The 23,258-nt window shown below is 52.5% G+C and carries 18 protein-coding genes; 6 read left to right on the forward strand and 12 right to left on the reverse strand.

The window, feature by feature from the left end:
• Position 1 precedes the first annotated feature (1 nt).
• On the forward strand, positions 2-244 hold the full coding sequence (locus KK062_RS09760; RefSeq protein WP_254084102.1) for a hypothetical protein: 243 nt from the start codon (positions 2-4) through the stop codon (positions 242-244).
• A gap of 12 nt (positions 245-256) precedes the next feature.
• Positions 257-484 carry a hypothetical protein gene (locus KK062_RS09765; protein ID WP_254084103.1) on the forward strand — a complete coding sequence of 76 codons (228 nt, stop codon included), beginning with the start codon at positions 257-259 and terminating at the stop codon, positions 482-484.
• On the opposite strand, the gene KK062_RS09770 is transcribed toward KK062_RS09765, so the two are convergent.
• On the reverse strand, positions 481-951 hold the full coding sequence (locus KK062_RS09770; RefSeq protein WP_254084104.1) for a pyrophosphohydrolase domain-containing protein: 471 nt from the start codon (positions 949-951) through the stop codon (positions 481-483). The genes KK062_RS09765 and KK062_RS09770 overlap by 4 nt on opposite strands.
• Positions 952-1,047: 96 nt before the next feature.
• On the opposite strand from KK062_RS09770, the gene KK062_RS09775 reads away from it, so the two are divergent.
• The 4 genes from KK062_RS09775 (at position 1,048) to tyrS (ending at position 5,203) form a co-directional block, all read left to right on the forward strand.
• Positions 1,048-1,410 carry a hypothetical protein gene (locus KK062_RS09775; RefSeq protein ID WP_254084105.1) on the forward strand — a complete coding sequence of 121 codons (363 nt, stop codon included), beginning with the start codon at positions 1,048-1,050 and terminating at the stop codon, positions 1,408-1,410.
• Positions 1,411-1,572: 162 nt separating this feature from the next.
• Positions 1,573-2,229, forward strand: a complete 657-nt coding sequence (locus KK062_RS09780) for a carbonic anhydrase (protein ID WP_254084106.1) — start codon at positions 1,573-1,575, stop codon at positions 2,227-2,229.
• 25 nt (positions 2,230-2,254) lie between these two features.
• Complete coding sequence (locus tag KK062_RS09785; protein ID WP_254084107.1) at positions 2,255-3,823, forward strand: SulP family inorganic anion transporter; 1,569 nt, start codon at positions 2,255-2,257, stop codon at positions 3,821-3,823.
• A gap of 90 nt (positions 3,824-3,913) precedes the next feature.
• Positions 3,914-5,203 (forward strand): tyrosine--tRNA ligase, encoded by a 1,290-nt coding sequence (gene tyrS, locus KK062_RS09790; protein ID WP_254084108.1) that lies wholly within the window; start codon positions 3,914-3,916, stop codon positions 5,201-5,203.
• A 92-nt stretch (positions 5,204-5,295) separates the two neighbouring features.
• On the opposite strand, the gene KK062_RS09795 is transcribed toward tyrS, so the two are convergent.
• The 11 genes from KK062_RS09795 to KK062_RS30700 all read right to left on the reverse strand — a co-directional run bounded on the left by KK062_RS09795 (position 5,296) and on the right by KK062_RS30700 (position 23,254).
• Complete coding sequence (locus KK062_RS09795; protein ID WP_254084109.1) at positions 5,296-5,892, reverse strand: porin family protein; 597 nt, start codon at positions 5,890-5,892, stop codon at positions 5,296-5,298.
• Positions 5,893-6,069: 177 nt separating this feature from the next.
• The gene (locus KK062_RS09800; protein WP_254084110.1) at positions 6,070-6,648 is read right to left on the reverse strand and encodes a porin family protein; all 579 of its coding nucleotides are present in this window, start codon (positions 6,646-6,648) and stop codon (positions 6,070-6,072) included.
• Between the two features lie 102 nt (positions 6,649-6,750).
• On the reverse strand, positions 6,751-7,359 hold the full coding sequence (locus KK062_RS09805) for an outer membrane beta-barrel protein (protein WP_254084111.1): 609 nt from the start codon (positions 7,357-7,359) through the stop codon (positions 6,751-6,753).
• Between the two features lie 328 nt (positions 7,360-7,687).
• Positions 7,688-8,311 (reverse strand): outer membrane beta-barrel protein, encoded by a 624-nt coding sequence (locus KK062_RS09810; RefSeq protein ID WP_254084112.1) that lies wholly within the window; start codon positions 8,309-8,311, stop codon positions 7,688-7,690.
• A 76-nt stretch (positions 8,312-8,387) separates the two neighbouring features.
• On the reverse strand, positions 8,388-10,388 hold the full coding sequence (hutU, locus tag KK062_RS09815) for a urocanate hydratase (protein ID WP_254084113.1): 2,001 nt from the start codon (positions 10,386-10,388) through the stop codon (positions 8,388-8,390).
• Positions 10,385-11,152 carry a patatin-like phospholipase family protein gene (locus KK062_RS09820; RefSeq protein ID WP_254084114.1) on the reverse strand — a complete coding sequence of 256 codons (768 nt, stop codon included), beginning with the start codon at positions 11,150-11,152 and terminating at the stop codon, positions 10,385-10,387. The genes hutU and KK062_RS09820 overlap by 4 nt, the downstream gene beginning before the upstream one ends.
• A gap of 12 nt (positions 11,153-11,164) precedes the next feature.
• On the reverse strand, positions 11,165-11,998 hold the full coding sequence (locus tag KK062_RS09825; RefSeq protein ID WP_254084115.1) for an MBL fold metallo-hydrolase: 834 nt from the start codon (positions 11,996-11,998) through the stop codon (positions 11,165-11,167).
• A gap of 6 nt (positions 11,999-12,004) precedes the next feature.
• Positions 12,005-12,952 (reverse strand): acetyl-CoA carboxylase carboxyltransferase subunit alpha, encoded by a 948-nt coding sequence (locus tag KK062_RS09830; protein WP_254084116.1) that lies wholly within the window; start codon positions 12,950-12,952, stop codon positions 12,005-12,007.
• A gap of 174 nt (positions 12,953-13,126) precedes the next feature.
• Positions 13,127-21,079 (reverse strand): Ig-like domain-containing protein, encoded by a 7,953-nt coding sequence (locus KK062_RS09835; protein ID WP_254084117.1) that lies wholly within the window; start codon positions 21,077-21,079, stop codon positions 13,127-13,129.
• A 349-nt stretch (positions 21,080-21,428) separates the two neighbouring features.
• Complete coding sequence (locus KK062_RS09840) at positions 21,429-23,132, reverse strand: sodium:solute symporter family protein (RefSeq protein WP_254084118.1); 1,704 nt, start codon at positions 23,130-23,132, stop codon at positions 21,429-21,431.
• Positions 23,129-23,254: a hypothetical protein gene (locus KK062_RS30700; protein WP_262899189.1), complete on the reverse strand. Its 126-nt coding sequence runs from the start codon at positions 23,252-23,254 to the stop codon at positions 23,129-23,131. Before KK062_RS30700 ends, KK062_RS09840 begins: the two co-directional genes overlap by 4 nt.
• Positions 23,255-23,258 lie beyond the last annotated feature (4 nt).

A 23,258-nucleotide genomic window follows, 5' to 3' on the forward strand; every position in this document is an offset into this window, starting at 1 on the left:
CATGAGCGAGCATCTCCGTACCCAGATCGACCAAGAGTTCGAGCTTTTTACGCGTCGGAACTTTGAAAGCCCTACGTCTTGCCGGAACCTGGATCAGATCCGGTTCTACGTACACGAGCTTTGCCTGAAGATCGATGAGCTCGAGTCGCGGTTCCACTATGTGCCGCACAATGCCTTTACGTTGCTGGCGCAATACAATGCATGCCAGAACAATATGTCGCATGTTGATTTCAGAGACCTTTAGCCATGACGCATTATGCGGTATATCCCGTCCCCTATTCCGCTGCAATACAGCTATATCTTTAGCGCCACCGCGAACGGCTCAGGCCGTATGCAGTACCATCGTATCAAGCCAGGCTTTAGCAAGCTGCGCATCAGCCGGCAGGAGTTCATCAAAGCGTATAATGAGTCGCAGATCCTGGCCATCAATCCGTTACAGCTGGGTGGACAGGACACGGTGTTTCAGTTCGAGTTTTATACTTAAGATTCTACGATACCCGCAAGGTTGGCCGGGCTATACTCGATTGACTTGATTGTTTTGTTATCCGACTTACGGTACACCAACCACTTGCCATGCTCTTCGGTATAATAACATTCTGTACCGTCTTTCTTTTTATAGTGTTCCACGGTGGCTTTTGCTTCGTCTTCTGAACGGCAAGCTTTGCTCATGTTCGAGCGTTGCACTTCTTCGAAGAGGGCTTTGAACTTGTCGCCCAGGCCAAACTCGAGGATAGCGCCGGCCAATACATATTGCAAGTCACACAGCGCGTCGGCTACTTCCACGATGTCCTTTTCCAGAATAGCGACCTCCAGCTCTTTTAATTCTTCGGCCAACAGGGCTACGCGCAATTTGCAGCGGTCTTCTGAAGGGATAGTCGGTTTTTCCAGGACGGGGTGTTTAAAGGTATTATGGAATTCTATTACAAGCGTCAGGGCGTCAGGTTGTTTCATAAAAGAAGTGTGGATTCAGATCGTTCTAATGTTGATTTAATGTTCCAATAAAGCGAAAGGAAAACAATTTTAAAAAAAACACGTACCTTTGTAGTAATGAAGGTTTTTAGAAACAGAGTCGTCCTTACGCTAACAACCCTGGTCACGGGTGTGCTGTTTCTGAACATGAGCTTCTTTTTAGCGGAAGTGTCTGCCCTGAAGCTGACGCAAAACAAAAAGATGGTTGAGAACATCGCCAAGCTTGTCGCGGGGGCCGCATCGGAAGAAGAGAAAGATGCTTTTGGAGGCAACGGTAGCGAAGATTTAAAGAGCGCTACCGAAATAGACCTCCTTCTCCACCACAGAACACCCCTCAGCGATTATCTCGTTTTGCCTCAACAGCTTACCTATATGGCCAGCCATGGCCAAAAGACATTGGCGGGCACACGCAACACCGTGATACAACCTCCCGAAGCCTAATCCGCACACTTCTATACTGCATTCACCGCAGTATCCCTACATCATTTCAGCAACGTACTAACTTACCGTCTACTGTACGCCGGCACAGATCATTTGTTGTGTTTTGTGCGGCCGACAGGAAGGTTTATTCATTAAAGTTTTATTCTTAAAAGCGATCAACGTATGGACATATATAAGTCATTATTGGAAGGCAACCGTCAGTGGGTACAAGAGAAGCTCGACGAGGATTCAGAATTCTTCACACGCCTGGCACAAGGCCAAAGCCCGCAGGTATTATGGATCGGCTGTTCTGACAGTCGCGTACCTGCGAACGAAATTACACGCACGCAGCCGGGCGATATCTTCGTTCACCGCAATATTGCCAACATGGTGGTTCACTCCGATATGAACATGCTGAGCGTACTCGACTATTCGGTCAACATTCTGAAGGTACGTCACGTCATCGTCTGTGGTCACTACGGCTGCGGTGGTGTAAAAGCTGCCATGGGCGAAGAGCAACACGGTCTGGTGGACAACTGGCTGCGTCACATCAAGGACGTGCGCGGTATGCACGCACAACAATTAACCGATATTAAAGACCCGGAGGCCCGTGTCAACCGGCTCGTGGAGCTGAATGTGATTGAACAAGTTCAGCACGTCGCGAAGACCTCCATCATTCAAAATGCCTGGAAAGAACGAAGCCTTCCATTTGTACACGGTTGGGTGTATGAGCTGAAGACGGGATTGATCAAGGACCTGGACATCACGATGGATGGCCAGACGTATCACGCCCCTGTCTTCCGCATGGACGGAAAAGTAGTGACAGGTCAAGAAGCATAAACCGATTTTAGAACGTCTGCGACACATGAAATCAGAATTTTCTTTTCAGAATCTCAAGTATGATATGTCCGCCAGCCTGGTGGTCTTTTTAGTAGCCCTTCCCCTTTGCCTGGGGCTGGGGTTAGCGTCCACAGGCCGGACAGATCTCGTTTTCTCAGGCATTATTGCCGGTATAATAGGAGGCATTATTGTAGGCGGCCTAAGCGGCTCATCCCTGGGTGTTTCCGGGCCTGCCGCCGGGCTTGTCGTGATTGTGCTAGGTGCCATTAACACGCTGGGCAGCTTCGAAGCGCTGCTGATGGCAGTGGTATTGGGGGGTGCAATACAACTTCTGGCGGGTTTCCTCCGGGCAGGGATCATTGCCTATTATTTTCCTTCTTCCGTCATCAAGGGCATGTTGGCGGCGATCGGCCTGACCCTCATCCTGAAAGAAATTCCCCACGCGCTGGGGTACGACAAAGACTTTGTCGGCGACTTTGCCTTCACGCAGGCGGACAGCCACAATACCTTTAGTGAAATCTATTACGCGATTCGATTCAATGCCCCGGGCGCTATCCTGATCAGTATCGTTTCGCTGGCGCTGTTGATCCTGTTTGAGCGGCCGTTTATGCGCAAGCTGGGGCTCTTCCGGTTTTTGCCGGGTGCACTGTTTGTCGTACTTGCGGGCATTATATTAAATGCCACGATGTCGAGCATCAATCCGGCCTGGATCCTTCAAGACGACCACCTGGTACAATTACCGATTGCGGCGAGTGCCGGCGAGTTCATCAGCTTTTTCAGGCTGCCGGACTTCGGCGCCCTGAGCAATCCGCAGGTGTATATCACTGGTTTAACTCTTGCGATTGTCGCCAGCGTCGAGACACTACTGTGCGTTGATGCGACGGATAAGCTCGATCCGTACAAGCGTAATACGCCCACGAACCGTGAGCTGAAAGCGCAAGGCATTGGCAACATGATCTCGGGAATGATTGGTGGTCTGCCAATTACCCAAGTGATCGTACGCAGCTCGGCCAACATCGGCGCGGGTGGCCGATCCAAAATGGCGACGATGCTGCACGGGGTTATCCTCCTGCTGTCGGCGATCTTCATTCCGCGGTTTCTGAATCTCATTCCGCTGGCGTCGCTGGCGGCGATCCTGCTGATGGTGGGGTACAAGCTTTCCAAAATATCGCTGTACCGTACCATGTATAAGCTGGGCTGGGAACAGTTCGTCCCCTTCGTCATTACGGTTGCTGCCATTCTGGCCACCGACCTGCTGAAGGGTATTGCGATCGGGATGGTCTTTGCGATCTTCTTTATTCTGCGCAAGAACTACCGGCACGCCTATCACTACGTCACGGAAAAGAATCATGACGGCGAGGTGATCAAGATCCGTCTGTCGGAAGAGGTGACGTTTTTGAATAAGGCCAGTATCCAGCTTAGCCTGGACGACCTGCCGGAGAATTCAAAAGTGATTATTGACGGGTCTCATTCCGTGGCGATCGACCACGACGTGCTGGAGATCATTCAGGACTTTAAGATGCAGACGGCCCCGAACCGGAACATCAAGGTGGAGACCATCGGCATTCGCGACGTCGAACTATCGAGCCATTAACCTAAATTTTGGAGTTGAATTCGGGGGCTGGCTGCCTGGGCCACCCCCTGGATTCTTTTCTTTTCCCTATCTTCGCCCCAAAATTTGGCGATGAAGAATTTTGTAGAAGAGCTTCGCTGGCGCGGCATGGTACACGACGTAATGCCCGGTACGGAAGAGCAGCTCAACAAAGAAGTTACAGCCGGCTATATCGGCTTTGACCCTACGGCAGACTCCCTTCACATCGGGCACCTGGTGCAGATTATGACGCTGGTGCACTTTCAGCGGTGCGGGCATAAGCCTGTTGCCCTGGTTGGCGGCGCTACCGGCATGGTAGGCGACCCCTCTGGCAAATCTGCCGAGCGTAATCTCCTGTCGGAAGATGTATTGCGTCACAACGTAGCGTGCGTACGCCAACAGCTTGAGAAATTCCTGGATTTCACCGGCGGTGCCAGCGGCGCCGAAATGGTTAATAATTACGATTGGTTTAAGGAATTCCGTTTCCTGGATTTTATTCGAGATGTGGGTAAACACATTACCGTTAACTACATGATGGCAAAGGACTCTGTACGGAAACGCCTGGAAGGCGAGAACGGATTGTCGTTTACGGAGTTCACGTACCAGCTGGTACAAGGGTACGACTTCCTGTGGCTGTACGAGCATAAGAACTGTAAGATCCAGATGGGTGGCTCCGATCAATGGGGCAATATTGTGACGGGTACAGAATTGATCCGTCGGAAGTCCGATGGCAATGCGTTTGCCATGACGACCAAGCTGATCACGAAGGCCGACGGCACCAAGTTTGGAAAGAGCGAAGGTGGTAACGTGTGGCTTGATCCGGCGAAGACTTCACCGTATAAGTTTTACCAGTACTGGCTCAACGTATCGGATGAAGATGCCAAGAACTTTATTCGCATCTTTACCTTCAACGAGCAGCAAGAAATCGAGGCCTTGATTGCCGAGCATGACCAGGCGCCGCAGGAGCGCAAGCTGCAGAAAGCGTTAGCACAGGACATCACGATCCGGGTACACTCGGAAGCTGAGTATACAAAAGCCATTCAGGCATCCAATGTGCTATTCGGTAACTCTACCACGGAGGATCTACAGAGTCTGGACGAAGGTACGCTGCTTTCTCTTTTTGAAGGGGTACCGCAGACGAGCATTAGCCGTGCCGACTACGAGGCCACCGCCACGGTTACCGACCTGCTGTCGGTTGCCACGGGTAGCCTGGTGTTTCCCTCGAAAGGTGAAGCACGTAAGATGATTCAGGCGGGTGGCGTGAGCGTTAACAAAGTGAAACTGACAGATCCCAACCAGAACGCTTCGTTTGATCTGTTACAGAACAAGTACCTGATTGCGCAAAAAGGTAAGAAAAATTATTACCTGATTACTATCCAATAGCCCCATCCTGTAACGCTGATAATAAGAAAGACCGCCTCTTGAGAGACGGTCTTTTTTATTAATCCTTTTTAATCCTCCTAAAGACGTCGGTATTAGTCGCCGCCGAAGATCTTATAGCCCAGTGAGATCTGGATTACGCCATTCTTGACATCCGCATCATCGTCGTCGGCAATGTTTGACAGGCCAAGTGTATAGCGGGCGGTGGCATTCAGTTTTCCGAAGTTGCCGCCAATGCCTACGTTGAAACCAAGATCAGAGCTTTTGTAGAAGTCCTTTACATCCTCGCCGTCCAATTCGTCTACATCGGATGATTTAAGTTTGGCGCTCATAAGCAAACCGAGCTGCGGGCCTGCATGAACGTTAAACGCACCGAAGGAGTACATCAGGTTTACCGGAATGGACAGGTAATTCAAATTTGTAGCAACATCATAATCGTCGCCGGCAATCTCTTCGGAAGTCTTGTAGCCTACGGAGTTAAACAGCAGTTCAGGTTGCAGAGAGAGTGCGTCGGAGAAAGCGACATTCAAGTACCCTCCTACGTGGAAGCCTATGCGCATGTCTGCTTCATCTACGTCATCGCCGTTTACATTGGCCAGGTTTACACCGGCCTTTGCACCAATGCTGATCTGAGCAAAAAGTGTCGCAGTGCACAGGGCTACTGCCGCAACCGTTAAGAATAGTTTTTTCATAAAGGGAATTTTATGGTTTAAAAAATAATGAACGAATTTCTATAGAACTGCGGACTAATGCAAACGTTTGAACATCAATTAATCGACGATTTCGTTTATACAACTGATGGCTGGAAACAAAAAAGGCCTTTTCGGTTTTATGCGGAAAGGCCATCTAATGCCGATATTATTTATAGACTACTTGCCTAATTTGATCAGCTTATAACCTACTGAAATCTGCCATACCTGGTTCTTAATTTTGCTCAAAGTAGGGTCATCCTCATCGATCTTGCTCAGGCCCAGATTGTAGCGGGCGTCAAGCGTCAAGCCAAAGGGAAGATCCCAGCCAGCACCCAATGCGAGGCTAACATCAGAACTTTTCACGGCGTCCTTAACATCCTGATCTTCAATCTCAGCACGTGAGAGGAACCCGAACTGAGGACCCGCTTGCAGGTTGATACCTGCGATTGTATATAATTTGATAATGATAGGAATGTTGATGTAACTGAAGTTCGCATCAAAATCGCCGGTGTTTGTTTTGATCTTGCTGCCTTGCTGTGAAAAGAGGATCTCGGGTTGTATACCGATCTTGGTCAGTTTGATCAAGCCAAAGGCACCGAAGTGATAGCCGGTGCGATTTTCGAACGTTCCTTCTGCGCTTGTACCGTCGAGTTTTGCAAAGTTAGGACCGGCTTTGATACCGATGGCCAGCTGGGCCTGTGCAAAAGTGTACATGGTTGCCAGCAGGAAAAATGAGGTAATAATGATTTTCTTCATAATCAGTTGTTTAAACAAGTCTCTCCACAACAAAGATAGTGCCTTATACACTAAAAAACCTCTCCCGAGTTTGGGAGAGGTCTTTAATACGCTAATAAGTCATTAATTACCAATGAAGTAGCGGAAACCTAACTGCGGGCTCAGAGACGATACTCCAAATTCGAACGTATTGATCTTGTCGTCGTCTGCATCCGAGTCGGTGTTCGGGTTTTCGGATGTGTAGGATATTCCACTTAATTGGAAGTCAAGCGCCCACTTTTCATTAAAGAAGTAGGAAAAGCCTGGAGATACACGGAATCGGAACATGCTGCTTTTCTGCTCGTCGTCACCGTCGGGCTCCACCTTTGTAGAACCGAAGCCTAACGCTCCCTCGGCGTAAAACGCAAACTTGTCGTTCGACGTAAACATATAATACCTGGCAAACGGCTCGAACAGAAATTCGGTTGATTTGTCTTCGTCTCCATCGGGCTGATCTATCTTTACCGTGGTCAAGTCCAAGCCGAGACCTACCGCCAGGTTGTCGGCGACAAAGTATCCGAACTGGGGTGCAAAGGTGAAGGTGTTACGCTTTGCATCTTCTGCCGGTGTTTCCTGCTTTTCGGATCTATACATGAAAGTACCGCCGAGCATCATGTTACCCGCTGTTGTCTGTGCTTGTGCATAGCCCGCCATGCCTGCCGCAAGTACGCAAATCAAGAAGAGTTTTTTCATACGTGTTGTTTGTTGTTTAGATATAAATTTCGCTACCCCAACTATACGAAAAACAATCGTATTGGTTACTGTTGGAGTTTAATAAGCCTGGCTCGTCGTTTCCTGGAAGTGTCGGATGTAGTCGGTTCGTCTCCCCGCCCGGTCCGTTGATCGAGAATATTGCATGCTTATACCGAGTCATGCTCGCCGCGCAACGCCGTGATTAAATCAAAATTAATATGACGGGCAGCCACGGATCGGGTTTGACACGCTAACGGTTAACGTAGCCGCCGGCGGCCAACACCGACACCGTTGTACACCCGATCCCCCATGATGATGGGGAGGTCGGCTACTGGCCCATAAAGTAGCGGAAGCCGAGGGCAGGAGTCAGTGACGCTTCGATGTTGAACGCTGAGCCTTTTTTGTTTTCAGCGTCCGAATCTATATTGCTGTTGCTCGAATAATAGGATATACCCCCTAGCTGCAGGTCCAACGCCCACTTCTCATTGAAGAAGTAGCTGAAGCCGGGGGCGAGCTGTGCCGAGAAATATCTGCCTTTAATTTTCTCGTCGACTGCTTCATAATCGGTCCTTGTAAAACCGATGCCCGTCCGGGCTTCGGCATAAAATGCAAATTTTTCGTTCGGGGTGAATATGTAGTAGCGAACGAACGGCAACAGGCTAGTGGAGTAATATTTACTCTCAAACTCGCCATCGCCAGTAAAAGGATCGGGATAATTGACGTTCTGATTGTAATAACCCACATAAAGTCCGACGGCCAGGTGATCGGCCACGAAATAGCCGAACTGTGGATTGACATTGAAGCTCGTTACCTTTGTATCGCCCAATGAGCTTTCGTTTTTTTGTGACGTGTAGCCGACGTTGCCGCCTATCAACATGCGGCCGGCAGTTGTCTGTGCCTGTACATACCCGGCGGATAACGCCAGTGCGCAGAATGCTAAAATTTTGTTCATACGTGTTCTTAGTAGGTAGATAGTTAAACTATAATACAGATACACTCTAACACCGAAAACCGTGCCAAAATAATTACTATATAAATTGGAGCGACTCCGGATCAACTGCGTACGGAAGCGTTACCTGCATGGAGCTGTTTTGCGTCACCCTGTTGATAGAAAATATAGCATGCTTATTACCGGCCCATGCTCTTCGGGCTATGCCGTTGTTGACATCAAAAAACAACATGGACTGCACTCTGCGTTCGGCTTCTATGCTACCATCCAGCAACATGCCAAAACCGCCGTTAATCACTTCCCCCCATCCCACACCGCCCCCGTTGTGAATCGATACCCAGGTAGCTCCACGGAAAGAGTCGCCAATAACGTTGTGTACGGCCATGTCTGCGGTGAAACGTGAGCCATCGTATATGTTCGAGGTTTCGCGGTATGGACTGTCTGTGCCGGATACGTCATGGTGATCGCGACCCAATACTATTGAACCGACACGTCCCGCACGAATAGCGTTGTTGAAGGCCAGTGCCAGTGCGATACGACCGGCGGCATCGGCATAGAGTATACGCGCTTTCGATCCCACTACCAATTTATTTTGCCGGGCCTGGCGGATCCATTGAATGTTATCCTGGAGTTGCGGATGTATCTCCGGAGGTGCATCGCGTAGCATAGATTCCAGTACTTCTGCGGCCAGCCCGTCCGTGATGGCCAGGTCTTCGTCTTTACCAGAGGTACATACCCAGCGGAAGGGGCCAAAACCGTAGTCAAAACATAGCGGTCCCATGATGTCTTGTACATAGGAAGGATATCGGAAGTTGATGCCGTCGCCGGCCATGACGTCGGCTCCCGCGCGGGAGGCTTCGAGCAGGAAGGCGTTACCGTAGTCGAAGAAGTAGGTGCCCCGTGTCGTATGCTTATGAATCGCGCGGGCGTGTCGGCGTAAGGATTCTTGTACCTGATCGCGAAATGCTGCGGGGTCTCCGGTCATGAGCTTGTTGGCATCGTCAAAGCTCATGCCGGCAGGATAATAACCACCGGCCCACGGGTTGTGCAGGGAGGTTTGGTCAGAGCCCAGGTCGATGTATAGTTGTTCCTGATCGAACTTCTCCCATACATCTACGATGTTGCCCTGATAGGCAATCGATACAACCTCTTTCTTTGCTTGCGCCGCGCGTACGCGTGCGCATAGTTTATCCAGATCGTCTGTGATCTCGTCTACCCAGCCCTGGGCATGCCGTTTTTCGGTAGCCTGGCGGTTTACGTCTGCGACTACCGATATACATCCGGCGATGTTGCCGGCTTTGGGTTGTGCGCCACTCATGCCGCCGAGGCCTGATGTAACAAACAACTTGCCTGCGAGGCCCTCTCCTGCCCGGCTGATCATGCGGCCGGCATTGAGTATCGTGATGGTTGTGCCGTGTACTATGCCTTGCGGACCGATATACATGTATGACCCTGCGGTCATCTGTCCGTATTGTGTTACGCCGAGCGCGTTGAATCGCTCCCAATCATCTTGCCTGGAGTAGTTGGGGATCATCATGCCGTTGGTGACCACGACACGCGGCGCTTCGGGCGACGAAGGAAATAACCCCATGGGATGCCCCGAGTACATGTGCAACGTCTGGTCGTTGGTGATCCGCGACAGGTACTGCATCGTGAGCCGGTATTGGGCCCAGTTCTGAAATACAGCGCCATTGCCACCGTAGGTAATCAACTCGTGTGGATGTTGGGCTACGGCAGGGTCGAGGTTATTCTGGATCATGAGCATGATCGCGGCGGCCTGCGGGGACTGCGCGGGGTATTCGTGCAGCGGTCGCGCATGCATGGCGTAGTCGGGCCGGAAGCGGTGCATATAGATCCGTCCATAGGTGAGCAGCTCTTCGTAAAATTCCGGTGCGAGTAAGGCGTGGTGTTGTGGCGGAAAGTAACGCAGGGCGTTATGCACGGCCAGCTTTTTCTCCGCGGGGGTGAGTATATCTTTCCGCCGGGGCGCATGGCTCACGGTGGGGTCATACGCTTTCGCCGGTGGCAGTATATCGGGAATGCCTTCGCGTATCTGCTCCTGGAAGGAACGTGTGGTCATATTGCTTTTTTCTGTTGGAAGTGGGTTGCCGTGAAGTGTTCCCTGGTAAACTCGTACCCGATGGTAAACAGCTCGCGCGCCCGTCCCAACTCAAAACCACTCACCTTCCCCACTTCGGGCGGCTCGATCAGTATATCACAAAGTCCTTTACTTTCGGTTGTATTGCCGTTGATTGCAATGAGTAGGCTTCGCTCGATCACGTTTTTGAAATTCTTTGCATCGAACTCTGTTCCGATGTGATTACAGTGCGAGCCGATCAACAGGTCGCATTCCTTACGGATCTGTGCGGCGGGCATGTTGTCCACGAGGCCGCCGTCGACGTAGGTCTTACCGTTTACATGTACGGGATTGAAGACAGCCGGTACACAACATGATGCAATAATGGCAGGGATCAGCTCGCCGGAACGGAAGTAGTCGGCGCTTCCGCGGCGAATGTCGGTCGCGGCAATGACGAGCGGGATCTTTAGGGCTTCGAACGAGTTCTCCGGTATAAATTTTGCCAGCACTCGGCTCAGCCCTTCGAGGTTTAGTAACCCCGTCATGGCCCAGGCCGGTCGTATAGAGCGGAAGAAGCTCGTTGCCAATATTGCTTCCAGAATCTTATCGGGTGAATAACCGTATGCATAGAGCGCACCAACGATCGAGCCGGCGCTGGTACCCGCCACGCAGCTGATCTCTACTCCCATTTCTTCTAATGCCTTTAATACACCGATGTGAGAAATGCCTCTGGCGCCTCCCCCGGAAAGAACAACTCCGATCTTCATGCTGAAATTATTTTAGCGGATGTCCGCTAGCGAAAATGTTTGATCTACCCGCACGCCCTTTTCCGTACGTTTTACTGTACAACATTCATGTACCGGGTCGTGCTCTAAGAAAAGTATATAACCCTGGTCCGCGGCTTCGTTGAGAAACGTCTCTTTTTCCTCCAATGTTAATAGTGGCCGTGTATCGTAGCCCATCACATACGGTAACGGTATGTGGCCGATGGATGGCAGCAGGTCTGCCATATACACCAACGTCTTGCCTTTATACCGGATCTTGGGGATCATCATTTTTTCAGTATGCCCGGAGACTAACACGATGTCGAACTGTGGAAAGGTCGCGGCTGGCTCCACAAACTTCAGGTGGCCGCTTTGCTGCATCGGCTCGATGTTCTCGCGAATGAAGCTTGCTTTCTCGCGCGGGTTGGGCCGCGTGGCCCACGTCCAGTGGTCAGCGTTTGACCAATACGTTGCGTTCTTGAACGTCAGCTCCAATTTGGCGTTTTCGTACCGTACGCCGCCACCGCAGTGGTCGAAGTGCAGATGCGTCAGGAACATATCGGTTACGTCACCTTCCGAGAAACCTGCTTTTTGCAGCGACGCGATGAGCGAGTCGCCGCCATGGAGGTGATAGTGACTAAAGAATTTTTCGTCTTGTTTGGTGCCTATGCCGTTGTCGATCAGGATCAGCTTGTTACCGTCTTCGATCAACAGGCAACGCATCGCCCAGGTACAGAGGTTGCTTTCGTCCGCAGGGTTGGTCTTTTGCCAGAGGCTCTTCGGCACAACACCAAACATGGCGCCGCCATCGAGTTTAAATAAACCGGTGTTGATTACGTGGAGCCTCATGCCTGGCTATTCGCGCACAACGCCCATAGAACAGAACTTATCAATGCGCTGCTCGATGAGTGTGTCAGGGTTGATCTTCTGCAGCTCGGCCGTTGTTTCCAGGATTACCCGCTTTACTTCGTGGGCCATCCACTTAACATCGGTATGTGCACCGCCCAGGGGCTCGCGGATGATGCCGTCTACCAGCTTGAGCGTTGACATGTCTTTGGCGGTGAGCTTCAGGAGCTCGGCTGCCTGTTCTTTATAGTCCCAGCTGCGCCACAGGATGGTCGAGCAGTTTTCGGGTGAAATGACTGAGTACCAAGAGTTTTCAAGCATCAGTACACGGTCGCCGATACCGATGCCCAGCGCGCCGCCAGAGGCACCTTCGCCGATCACGATACAGATTACGGGCACTTTCAGGCCAAACATCTCTTTCAGGTTGCGGGCAATGGCTTCGCCCTGACCACGCTCTTCTGCCTCCAGGCCGGGAAAGGCACCTGGCGTATCGATGAAGGTGATAATGGGTTTATTGAACTTCTCGGCCATTTTCATGAGCCTGAGTGCCTTGCGGTAGCCTTCCGGGTTTGCCATACCGAAGTTACGGAGCTGACGTTGCTTGGTGTTGCGGCCCTTTTGCTGACCAATCAGCATGAAGGTTTGCCCCTCGATGGTGCCGAAGCCGCCTACCATGGCCTTGTCGTCCGCTACTGTACGGTCGCCGTGAATTTCTATAAAATCAGATGTGATCTCGTAGATGTAATCCAAGGTGTACGGGCGGTCCGGATGCCTGGAAAGCTGTACCCGTTGCCAACCTGTCAAATTTTGAAAGGTCTCTTTTTTCAGGTCCAGGATTTTCTTTTCAAGTGCTTTCACAGCTGCTTGTACTTCCTTGTCGCTGTCGCTGGCCAAGCTCTGCATGTCCCCTAATTTCGCCTCCAAAGCAGCGATCGGCTTTTCAAAATCCAATAGCATATAGTGGTTTTGTCGGCACAAAGTTAAAAGGATTGTGAAATATCGGTAATGAATCTCCGGAAAAGTGCGGATTTATCAAAAAAGGTGACTTCTGGGGAAAAAGAAAAGTGGAAGCGCTCCTTGCTGAGCTGCTTCCACCTTAATTAATGCGCTAACGGTTATTGCGGTTATCGGTTATTGTTTGATGAATTTCCGGATCTCGCGTTTTCCAACGCCATACTGGATCTGTATAAAGTATACTCCTGTGGTCAGGCCCAGCTTGTTGGTGCTGATGCTATAGTCACGGAATTTGTCGGCACTACCTTGTTCGTGGAACTGTGCTACACCGCGCGGATCGAGGATCGAAAGCCCTACGGGTCCTTCAATCTCCGCCGACAGGCTGATGCTCAGTACATCTTCTACCGGTACCGGATAGACAGACCATTTACCCGCGGCGCTTGTCTCTTCGACAATCGCTAAGGTTTCCGGTGATGTACCGCGTGCACTAGCCGTTGCCGGCGCTGTGCCGTTGACGATGGTGAAGTGTACCGTTACAGACTCGCCGTCTACGCCCAGGCCATTCCAGTTGGTGTAAGGCGTTGCGGTCAGGGTATAGGATCCTGGTGCTGCCGGCCACGGTACGTCGATACCGTTGCCGTTGTAGTTACCATTCAAGACAAACGCTTCGGCATTGTCTACGCGGAAGAATGCGCCATTCAAGGTAAATACGATACTGCGTGGCAGTGGACCGCTGAAGTTCGCGCGGATGTTGATCCCTTTATTCTGCGGTTTGCTGATGTCGATCACGCTGCCGTCTACCAGGTCAGAAACCTTCGGACCGTTGTTCTTCACGACATCGAGGTCTGTTACGTTGGTCGGGTTGTGCAGGTGCAGGAATACTTCCTTCACGGGGCTTGCATAACCACGGCCACCGCTACGCGCGTATGCGCGGGCCTTGATGCTGTGCTGCTGACCGTCGAGGTAGAAGATCAGCGGGAAGAGATCGTACGGCGCCGAGTTGTCCAGCTTGTACTCGTTGGTGACGTTGTTGTCCCAGAAGCGTACGCTGCCTACTGTTGCCGGATTGGTGTTGGCACGCAGGGCGTAGAGCTTGAACTCCGGCCGCGAGGCATCCAGCCACAGGCTATCGGTGAAAGTCGTCACTACCTGACCGGTGCGGGTATTGATTACGCTAAAACTTTGCACACCATACGATACCACCGACAGGTGGAAGATGGCCGAGTCGCTTGCGCCACGGGCATCGGTTGCCAGCACCCACAAACTATACTCACCCTCCTGCCCTACAGCCGGGCTGATGGTGTAGGTGGCGGTGCCGTTGCCTGAGCTCTTCAATGTTACGAAGGAAGGAGCATCGAGCAGCTGTACCGTTACTACCGAGTCATCGGCATCGGTTGCTGTGAAGGTCACATCTTTTGATGTCAGCGTGGCTACCACGGCGGTGTCGATCGGCGCCAGTACGGGCGGTACATTTTGGATTACCGTCAGCTCAACCGGTATAAAGATCGGTGAGTTGTCGGGGTCGTTGCTGGCCAGTCGCAGGCTATCGCGGTATATACCGGCAGTCAGTTCTTCCGCATTAAACGTTACCGTTACGGTAGCACTGCTACCGGGAGGTACTGAGCCCGAAGTCGGTGACGTTGTGAGCCAGGGTGTTTCGGCCGGGCCGTCGAAGATCGCGATGTTGTCGACATCCCACGATGTACCGGTTGTCTCGGCGAGCGAGAGCAATACTACCTGCTCGATATCGCCGGCAAAGCCCAGTCCGGAGAATACGGCGGTACCGTCAATGTAGATCGTGAAGTTGTTGGTCGCACGTTCTATGTCGATGCGCAGCTCAAAGTATCCTGCCGGCAGCGTTGTGGCTATCGGTTGGAACGAGCCGTTGCCTGCGCCATCGTTTACCAGGGCGTAGACGCTACCATCGGACAATACGCGGAAGCGTGTGTTCACAAATTCAGCGGTCGGCGATTGCGGGATCACTTCCCACGTTGTGCCTGCGCCGTTGTCAAAGTTCAACTGCACGGATGTCGATGAGATCGGGTCGGAACCTATCGCCACTTCCGGCGAAAAGGCCAATACCTGACCACTGCCATCTGCTTCGGCATGGATGTGGCTGGTGCCTTCATAGGCATTGCCCGTACTTACATTCCATACGTTGCGTTGTGAGATCCAGCCTTGCTGACCATTTACCGTACCGATGTTGAAGTCTTCAAAGCCGGTGCTGTATTGAATGATCGATGCTTTTGTTGCAGGGCCGCCTTGTGACAACGCACGCAGGTCGGAGGCTGATGCGGTCAGAGACTGCAAGGCTTCTTTTCCGGTCGTGATTGCTTTCACAGCAGCGGGCGCACGGGCCGGCAGCGGTGTGTTGCCGAAGGCATAACGCAAGGTGCTGGCGCCGCTGTTGCTGATCGTGAGTGTTTGTGTGGCTTGTTCGCCGACATACAGCTCTTCGACGAGCGAATCGGGCGTTACCGAGATCTCGGCCGGTTCACGTACGGTCAGCGAGGCGACAATGCCTGTCAGCGAATCGGACGGTGCGTTGCTTGTTACCAGGATGCCGGCGACATAGAAGCCCGGTCCGACGGCTGTACCATCGAAGTGTGCGGCTACGTCAACCGCCTCTCCTACCGGAATGGTTCCGGCGGCAGGTGCTACGGTGAGCCAAGGGCGAGAGTCGCGTAAGATGACGACGTCGTCTATTTGTGCATACCAGTCCCAATCATCCGTATTCGGATCATAGTAGTGCCAGCGCAGGCGGAAACTAGACGCATTTTGCAGATAGTCTTCCAGCAGTACGGTGACAAACTCACCAGGGAGGTCGAGCAGTGTGCCGTGATCTTCGTTCCAGTGCAGAATGTTGGTCCATGCACCACCGTCGACTTGTATGTCGAGGTCGAGGAAATCGAGGTTCAGGAGGTTTTGATAGTTGACATTGTATTGTACGGCAATGTCTTTATAGCCAGGGACAGCAATGGTCGGCGTGAGCAGCTCGGTATCGAACTCAACAAAGCCGGCGGCGTCACTGCTGACGGTGGCTGCCTCACCGGTGCCTGCATAGTTGCCTTCACCATAATCGGCGGCAAATTTCCAGTCCACACCTGTGCCGGCGTTGTCTACTACTGTCCAGCCTGACGGCGGGAAGCTGGCACCTTCGAAGTGCTCTTCCAGCAGCGCTGTGCCGGCCAGCAACGTGATGCCATTGCGTTGTTGTTTTGCTTCGACGCGAGACGATTGTTTGTCGCGCGCAGTTTTCTCGACGATGCGCTTATCTGTTGCGCGATCTTTAAACCGGGTTGCTTTTGTTGCAACCGGTGCCTTATCGTCTTCGACTACGGCGCCGATCACTTGCAGTCCATATTCCAGCGGATTGCCGCCCGTGTTGGCGATGTGTATGTACTGCGTTGTATCTCCACGATAGTCTACTACTGCTTGCAGCACAGTCGGGTCTACCTCGATGGCCGGATCACCGACGATCGTCAGTGTAGCCGGTACCACCAGGCGTGATTCACCGGCAGCAATAGTAATGCTGGCCGTGTGCTCGCCGTACGGCAGGTTGTCCGACGCAAAGGTTACGTTGATGGTTGCTGTACCTCCTGCAGGGATGACACCCGATACCGGCGATACTGTGATAAAGGTAGGAGCCTCTACTTTCTCACCATCGAAGATTTGAAGATCATCTACATCCAATACCGGGCCGGCAGTTTCCATGAAGGAAAGGATTGCCACTTCTTCGACGTTGCCGGTGAAGCCCTGGCCAGTAAAGATCTTCTCATCGTTGATGTACAGATCGAAGTATGCAGAGTCGCGGTCTACCTGGATGGTCACATCAAAGTAGCCTGTCGTGTACGACGGCGCGGCCTGTACGTAGCCACCGGTTGTCAGGGCATAGATCGCACCATCGGCGCTAAATTCTATGCGGGTGTTTACCAGGGCTGCGGTCGGCGACTGCGGAATGATCTGCCAGGAGGTGCCCGTGCCGTCGATGCTTATTTTCGCTGCTACGGTCGACTTCTCTTCGGTTCCGATGCCTGCGTTGGGGCTGATGGACAGTGACTGTCCTAAGCCATCGGCCAGGCCGCGGAGGTGTTTCGCACCGCTGGAGGGATTTGCTTCTTCGACGGTCCAGTTTCCAAACTGGGCTCGCCAGCCTTGCTGGTTGTGTATATCCCCTACTGTGAAGCTTTCAAAGTCGGTGGCATATACTTGTTCGGAAGCCAGTCCAACCGCTGCCGAGCGCGCGGCTACGGCGCCAGCCAGTGTCAAGGCCTGCGTTCCCGTACGATCGGGCTGTTGTTTTGAGACCGATGCTTGCTTGAGCTTATCGGCTTTGCCCTGGCCTTCTACCCTGGCGACTGCCGCTGCCGGCTGTACCACTACGTCGGTCGAAGCGCTGAGGCCGGAGACACTTACCAGGAAGGTATGGTTGTCGGGGCCGTTGTTCTTTAACGTCAGCGTACGTGTAACGGTCTGCTCGCGTTCCAGTTCTTCTTCCAAAGAGGTCGGGTCTACGGTAAACTCGGGACCTGCCGATGTCAATGTTACCGGAACGGCCACAACTTCCTGGCCGGGGACATTTGTATGGATGTTGATCGAAGCGGTATATACACCGGCTTGCAGATCGGTAGCATCAAATTCAACTTGCAGGTTGAGTTGCGCGCCCGGGGCTACAGTGCCTTGCTTGGGGGTTACGTCTACGAATGTTGGACCCGCCAGGTACGTGATCGCGTTCTGATAGAGTGTCGGCAGGTCGCCGGACCAGCTCAGACCGCTGCCATCACCATAGGTCGGGAGTAGGTTCAAGGCTACGACGTTGTCGTTCGCTGCGACGAGTAAGTCGCCATTGTCCCAGTAGGCAACGGCTGTGGCTCCTGGTGTCAGGCCAACGTTCTGTACATAGCCTGTATAGTCCAGCGTGTTAACACCTGACAGCAGCGGATGGCCCGGCGCGGCGATATCGCCTAACGATACGTCCAGTACTTCGTCAGTTGTCGACGGTGTGAACGGTCCGTAGTTTTCTGTAATGAACCGGCCTGTCATTTGCCATGCGTCGTAGGAATAGGCAAATTGGTTGATGATCACATGGCCACCACCGTCGACATAGTCGGCCAGCAGGTCGCCAATGACGGAAGGTTCTACCCCACCGGCGGCGAGCCACTGTGTGTTGTTGGTTGTGAACACCACATCGTAGCCTTGCAGGTCGGCCAGTGTGATTGACGCCAGGTCTGCAGTAGGATATACATCTGCTTCTACACCCGGGAAGTTGTCAAGCAACGTTTCGATATCTGTAACATCCAGATCGGGTGTAACGATCAGCACGCTCTTCGATACCGCGAGCGGCTGTATGGCGCGCGACCGCAGAATTACCTGTTGTGAATATTTACCGGGTGTCGTGGCACGCTGCTTTTGCGCGGCTGACGACCGGCTTGCTGATTTTGACGGCAGCGTAATGGTCTTCACAGTCCGTGCCGTGTCCGGTGCCGATCCAGTCACTTCGATCGCGAAGATCAGATCGCTGGCCCCGGTGTTGGTCACGGTCAGTGTTTGTGTCGATGTTTTATCGGTATTCAGTGTTTCGCTCAGGGACGTAGGCGCTACGGCAATGCCGGGAGCTTCCACACCTTCGCCGAATAACCACACGGTAAACGTTGTCTGCGCAGGATCATTTGTGACGATCGTCAATTCGCCTGCAGCAGGGCCCAGGCCACTGGGCTCATAGGTGATGGTGACGGTATACGAGCGGAACGGCGGAACGATAACGGTGTCGCTGGCCGATACGGTGAAGTCGGGATTGCTCGACGTGATCGATGTGATGATCAACGGCTCGGAACCAGCGTTGGTTATCTGTACTGTTCGCTGGGCGGAGCCCGTTTCGAATACCGGTCCGAAGTCTACACTGTCTGGTTCTACGGCCGCGATGGGCGCACCATTGTTTGTGACATTCAGTGTAAGCGATACTGTGACGGTATCTTCATCGGGGTCGTTGCTCAATACCAGCAGCGACTCCTGGTAGGTGCCTGCCAGCAGGTTTGCCGCGTTAAATCCAACGGTAATAAATGTGCTATCACCCGGTGCGACAGAGCCTGCCAACGGCGAGGCTGATGCAAATCCGGGGGCGTCGGGCAGCGCTATGGTAAAGTCCAGCGGGCCAGATCCCTGATTGAAGACGACAAGGGTTCGTTCTGTGGTACCGGCGGTTTGCAGATCAACGGTGATTGCTGTCGAAGCAACGAATATGTCCGGCGGCAGATTGGTGGTGCCTTCCGCTACATTGGAGAGCGGTGACGTGTTACCAAAGAAGTCTTCTGATTTGATGGCAAAGTAATAGTGTGTGCCCGGCTGCAAGCCTGTTACGGTAAAGACTTCGGTGCTATCGGTCAGTGCCGGCGTCGGCGGATTGGAGACGGCCGTGGCAGCCTCGAAGTTTGCTTCGGTGATGGGTGCAGTGGAGTAACGGATATCATACAGCGTAGCGGAATGATTGCCGGAATCGGCAGGGGCCGTCCACGTTAATGTAATGCTGGTGATGGCGGTGGACTGCACTGCCAGGTCGTCGATGGCTTCGGGAGCCACGTCGTCACTGAACTGCAGCGCTAGCAGCGCGTTGAGGCGGCCGGAGCCGAGCAAGCCTGCGAAGTTGGGATTGAGCTGATCTATGGGATCGACAAATTGTGTGAGCCGATCGCGTACGATCTGCGGCGTGAAGCCCGGGCCACCAAATTTTGATACCAGCAATGCTGCCACACCCGCTACGTGCGGACAGGCCATGGACGTGCCCTGGAAGAAGGCATAGCCTCCCCCTGATACAGTGCTCAATACACCTTTGGGGTCGTTGTCGAAAAAGGTTTCACCACCGGGCGCCGCGATGTCTACCCATGCGCCAAAGTTTGTATACCAGGATTTTTTGTCCTGGTTGTTCAAGCCGGAGACGGCCAGTGTGGGTGCATAGAAGCCTGGATACCAGTTTAGATTCTGGTTGTCGTTACCGGCGGCAAAGATTACGATACCGCCGTTCATCGGGCCTACCTGGTTGCCGTTTTCATCCCGGCCAGCTTCTGCTATAAAATAGTCAATGCCGTCGAGTACTACCTGATCAAACGCATCGGGCTGCGTATACCCCCAGCTGTTTTGCGAGATCACTGCACCGTTGTCGGCACCGTATACATAGGTATCTTCAAAACCACCATTGGCGGTGGCGCCAAATGCGGCGAGGGTCATGATGCGCACGCCATCGCCCGTACCACTACCGCCTGCAACGCCGGCTACACCTACACCGTTATTTGTTGTGGCCGCAATCGTACCACTTGTATGGCTGCCGTGATCACTCGGCGCTATTGTTCCGGTATCATCACCAAAACCATAGCCATTGATGTCGTCTACGTAACCGTTGTTGTCATCGTCGACACCGTTGCCCGGAACTTCGTCTACGTTTACCCACATGTTAGCGGCCAGGTCGGGGTGGTTTACTTGCGCGCCGCCGTCTGTCACTGCTACGATTACATTGCTGGAGCCGGTTTCAATGCCCCAGGCTTCGAACAAGCTGATATCAGCACCCGGCGTTCCGCCGGCCTGTCCTGTATTATTATAGTGCCATTGACTGGCTAGCAAGGGGTCGTTAGAAGGGCCCGGAAGTGTAGCACGCGCCAGTGTGTTGGGATCTACCCGCACCGGACCGAAGTTCGGTTTGTCAGAACCAATGATCTGCTTCTTGTGTACTGCTTCCGCATACTCAATCTTCTCGATGCCCCGATACGCCGCTATCGCGGATTGCACGGGCACTGTCGGGTCAAGTTGTACTTCGTACCAGCGGTGCAAGCCATAGCGACGGTGCTTGGCTTCAAACTTACCGGCAGCACGGAACACACGCTTGATGCCTGTTGCGCGGAATTGCAGGGCCGCGCGGTCAAGCGACTGAATACCTGTAATTACTACATTTGCGGAGCTCTTTCGGATCTGCGCGCGTTCCAGCGCTTGTGCCAGGTCTTCCGTGACTTTAATACGGAGTACACCTGTTTCAACAGCGGCCCCTTGCTGGGCCAGGGCGGAAAGGTTGGAAAAGAAAACCAACCCTAACACGATCATGTATAGCCATACAGATCGATAATGAAAAGCGTACATGTGCTTCATCGAGATAGGTTATTTAGAGTTATACAATAAAGACTACCCAAGACCGGTCCTTTCGGACGCTCTGATCTCGCCGCACATTCCCTGACACATCTTATAAAAGACCGGTGTGTTGTGATTTCAAGAAGATCTAATTACAGCTGGTGGTTACCCTAACGATCGAATCACGTTCGTGAAGTAATAAAAAATAAATTATATATCCCGTACAATGCGGCACTTATTTTTCGATTCTACACGTATGCGTTTGAAAACTATACAAGTGGCAACTCAGATACCTTACTTTTCAGGTACCCGATCGGGTACAGTATACATTTATAGAGATTTCATATTACCACATAACGTACACACCCGGTTACTGAGCCGGATGTGTACGTTTGGTGAATACCTGAAAAATAAGGGCAAGAATGATCACGACGCCGCAGCCGATCACATTATATAATAGAAAGGCAATGTCTTCGCGGAAGCTATAATAACAGAACAATACCACGGCTTCGGCAATGATCGCCGCCCAGAAGACCGCATTGGACTGCACGCGCTTTAAATAGAATGCTGTGAGGAAGATTCCCAGGATGGTACCGTAGAATAACGACCCGACGATGTTCACAAACTGGATCAGGTTTTCCGCAAAGGTTGCCAGCATGGCAAAGACCATGGCCAGGAGTGCCCATAACACGGTAAAGCCCTGCGATGCACGCAGGTAGTGTTTTTCGCTGGCTTCGGCCTTTAACGATCGCTTATAAATATCGACGGTCGTCGTTGACGCCAGCGCGTTTAGCTCGCCGGCCATGGAAGACATGGCTGCCGAAAAGATGACAGCGAGCAAAAGACCGATGATACCGTTGGGCAGATGTTGTAACACGAAGTTCAGGAAGATGTAGTCGCGGTCTTGGACCTTAGCGCCGGGCACCGCAGTTGCTATGGTAGCGCGCACCGAATCGCGCAGTACGCGCTCGCGCGCTTCGAGTCCTTTGACTTCTTCTTTGAGTACATCCACCTGCGCGGCATCGTCGTGTTGGATCGCGTCTACCAGGCGGTCGACTGATTGACGTTTTTCCAGGAAGAGCGCATCGTACTGTTGCTCATAGACGTGTAGCTGCTCCCCCTGGGGTGTCTGTTGCGCCCGCTCTTTTAATACGACATTGTGAAATACGGGCGGTTGGTTGAAGAGATAAAATACAAATACCAATACACCGATAAAGAGGATCATGAACTGCATCGGAATTTTTAGCAGGCCGTTAAAGATCAATCCCAGGCGGCTTTCGGTGATGGAGGTTCCGCTCAGGTAACGCGATACTTGTGATTGGTCTGTACCGAAGTACGAAAGAAACAAAAAGGTGCCAGCAATGAGACCGGACCAGATGTTGTAGCGATCGTTTAAGTTGAACTCGGTATTGATGATGTTCATTCTTCCCAATGAGCCTGCGAGCTTTACCGTGTCGGTGAAAGAGACATTTTTTGGCAACATGGTATACGCGAGGATGCCCGCGAGAATCATGCCGCCCATAATTACCGCCATCTGTTGACGCTGTGTCAGGCTGACGGCTTTTGTACCGCCGGCGGTTACATAGATGATCACGAATCCACCGATCAGGATTGTCGTGACCGGTGTGGACCATCCAAGAATGGTTGACAAGACCAATGCCGGTGCGAACAACGTGATGCCTGCGGAGAGTCCGCGCAAGATCAAGAACAGGATGGCTGCGAGCAGACGTGTCTTTAGATCAAACCGGCTTTCGAGATACTCGTAGGCTGTGAATACTTTTAATTTGTAGTAGATCGGCACCATGGTGATGGAGATGATCACCATGGCGATGGGCAATCCAAAGTAGAACTGGAGAAAGCGCATGCCGTCCTCGATGGCTTGCCCCGGTGTGGACAGGAACGTGACGGCGCTGGCTTGCGTGGCCATGATGGACACGCCCATCATCCACCAGCGCATGCTGTTGTCGCCCTTCAGGTATCCCTCGATGTTTTTATTACCCCGGGTCTTCCAGGTGCCATAGAGCACGATGAAGATCAACGTGCCGAACAAGATGCACCAGTCAAGCGTATTCATAGAAACAACCGGGTTAACCAGGAATATAGCAGGATCTGTACGACCAGTACACCCAGTACAAGCCAGTACCAGGTGCGCCAGTGTTTAAATACCGGAGGTCTATCGGGCGTGGTGGAGCTCATGGCA

Origin of the sequence: Dawidia cretensis, from assembly GCF_018598175.1 — a bacterium.
GTDB classification, from domain to species: domain Bacteria; phylum Bacteroidota; class Bacteroidia; order Cytophagales; family Cyclobacteriaceae; genus Ohtaekwangia; species Ohtaekwangia cretensis.

Bases quoted from the DNA above. Each gene is read 5' to 3' on its own strand.
- KK062_RS30700 (WP_262899189.1), bottom strand. From the start codon at position 23,254: ATGAGCTCCACCACGCCCGATAGACCTCCGGTATTTAAACACTGGCGC.
- KK062_RS09835 (WP_254084117.1), bottom strand. From the start codon at position 21,079: ATGAAGCACATGTACGCTTTTCATTATCGATCTGTATGGCTATACATG.
- tyrS (WP_254084108.1), top strand. From the start codon at position 3,914: ATGAAGAATTTTGTAGAAGAGCTTCGCTGGCGCGGCATGGTACACGAC.
- KK062_RS09810 (WP_254084112.1), bottom strand. From the start codon at position 8,311: ATGAACAAAATTTTAGCATTCTGCGCACTGGCGTTATCCGCCGGGTAT.
- KK062_RS09795 (WP_254084109.1), bottom strand. From the start codon at position 5,892: ATGAAAAAACTATTCTTAACGGTTGCGGCAGTAGCCCTGTGCACTGCG.
- KK062_RS09800 (WP_254084110.1), bottom strand. From the start codon at position 6,648: ATGAAGAAAATCATTATTACCTCATTTTTCCTGCTGGCAACCATGTAC.
- KK062_RS09830 (WP_254084116.1), bottom strand. From the start codon at position 12,952: ATGCTATTGGATTTTGAAAAGCCGATCGCTGCTTTGGAGGCGAAATTA.
- KK062_RS09780 (WP_254084106.1), top strand. From the start codon at position 1,573: ATGGACATATATAAGTCATTATTGGAAGGCAACCGTCAGTGGGTACAA.
- hutU (WP_254084113.1), bottom strand. From the start codon at position 10,388: ATGACCACACGTTCCTTCCAGGAGCAGATACGCGAAGGCATTCCCGAT.
- KK062_RS09825 (WP_254084115.1), bottom strand. From the start codon at position 11,998: ATGAGGCTCCACGTAATCAACACCGGTTTATTTAAACTCGATGGCGGC.
- KK062_RS09770 (WP_254084104.1), bottom strand. From the start codon at position 951: ATGAAACAACCTGACGCCCTGACGCTTGTAATAGAATTCCATAATACC.
- KK062_RS09820 (WP_254084114.1), bottom strand. From the start codon at position 11,152: ATGAAGATCGGAGTTGTTCTTTCCGGGGGAGGCGCCAGAGGCATTTCT.
- KK062_RS09840 (WP_254084118.1), bottom strand. From the start codon at position 23,132: ATGAATACGCTTGACTGGTGCATCTTGTTCGGCACGTTGATCTTCATC.
- KK062_RS09775 (WP_254084105.1), top strand. From the start codon at position 1,048: ATGAAGGTTTTTAGAAACAGAGTCGTCCTTACGCTAACAACCCTGGTC.
- KK062_RS09785 (WP_254084107.1), top strand. From the start codon at position 2,255: ATGAAATCAGAATTTTCTTTTCAGAATCTCAAGTATGATATGTCCGCC.
- KK062_RS09765 (WP_254084103.1), top strand. From the start codon at position 257: ATGCGGTATATCCCGTCCCCTATTCCGCTGCAATACAGCTATATCTTT.
- KK062_RS09805 (WP_254084111.1), bottom strand. From the start codon at position 7,359: ATGAAAAAACTCTTCTTGATTTGCGTACTTGCGGCAGGCATGGCGGGC.
- KK062_RS09760 (WP_254084102.1), top strand. From the start codon at position 2: ATGAGCGAGCATCTCCGTACCCAGATCGACCAAGAGTTCGAGCTTTTT.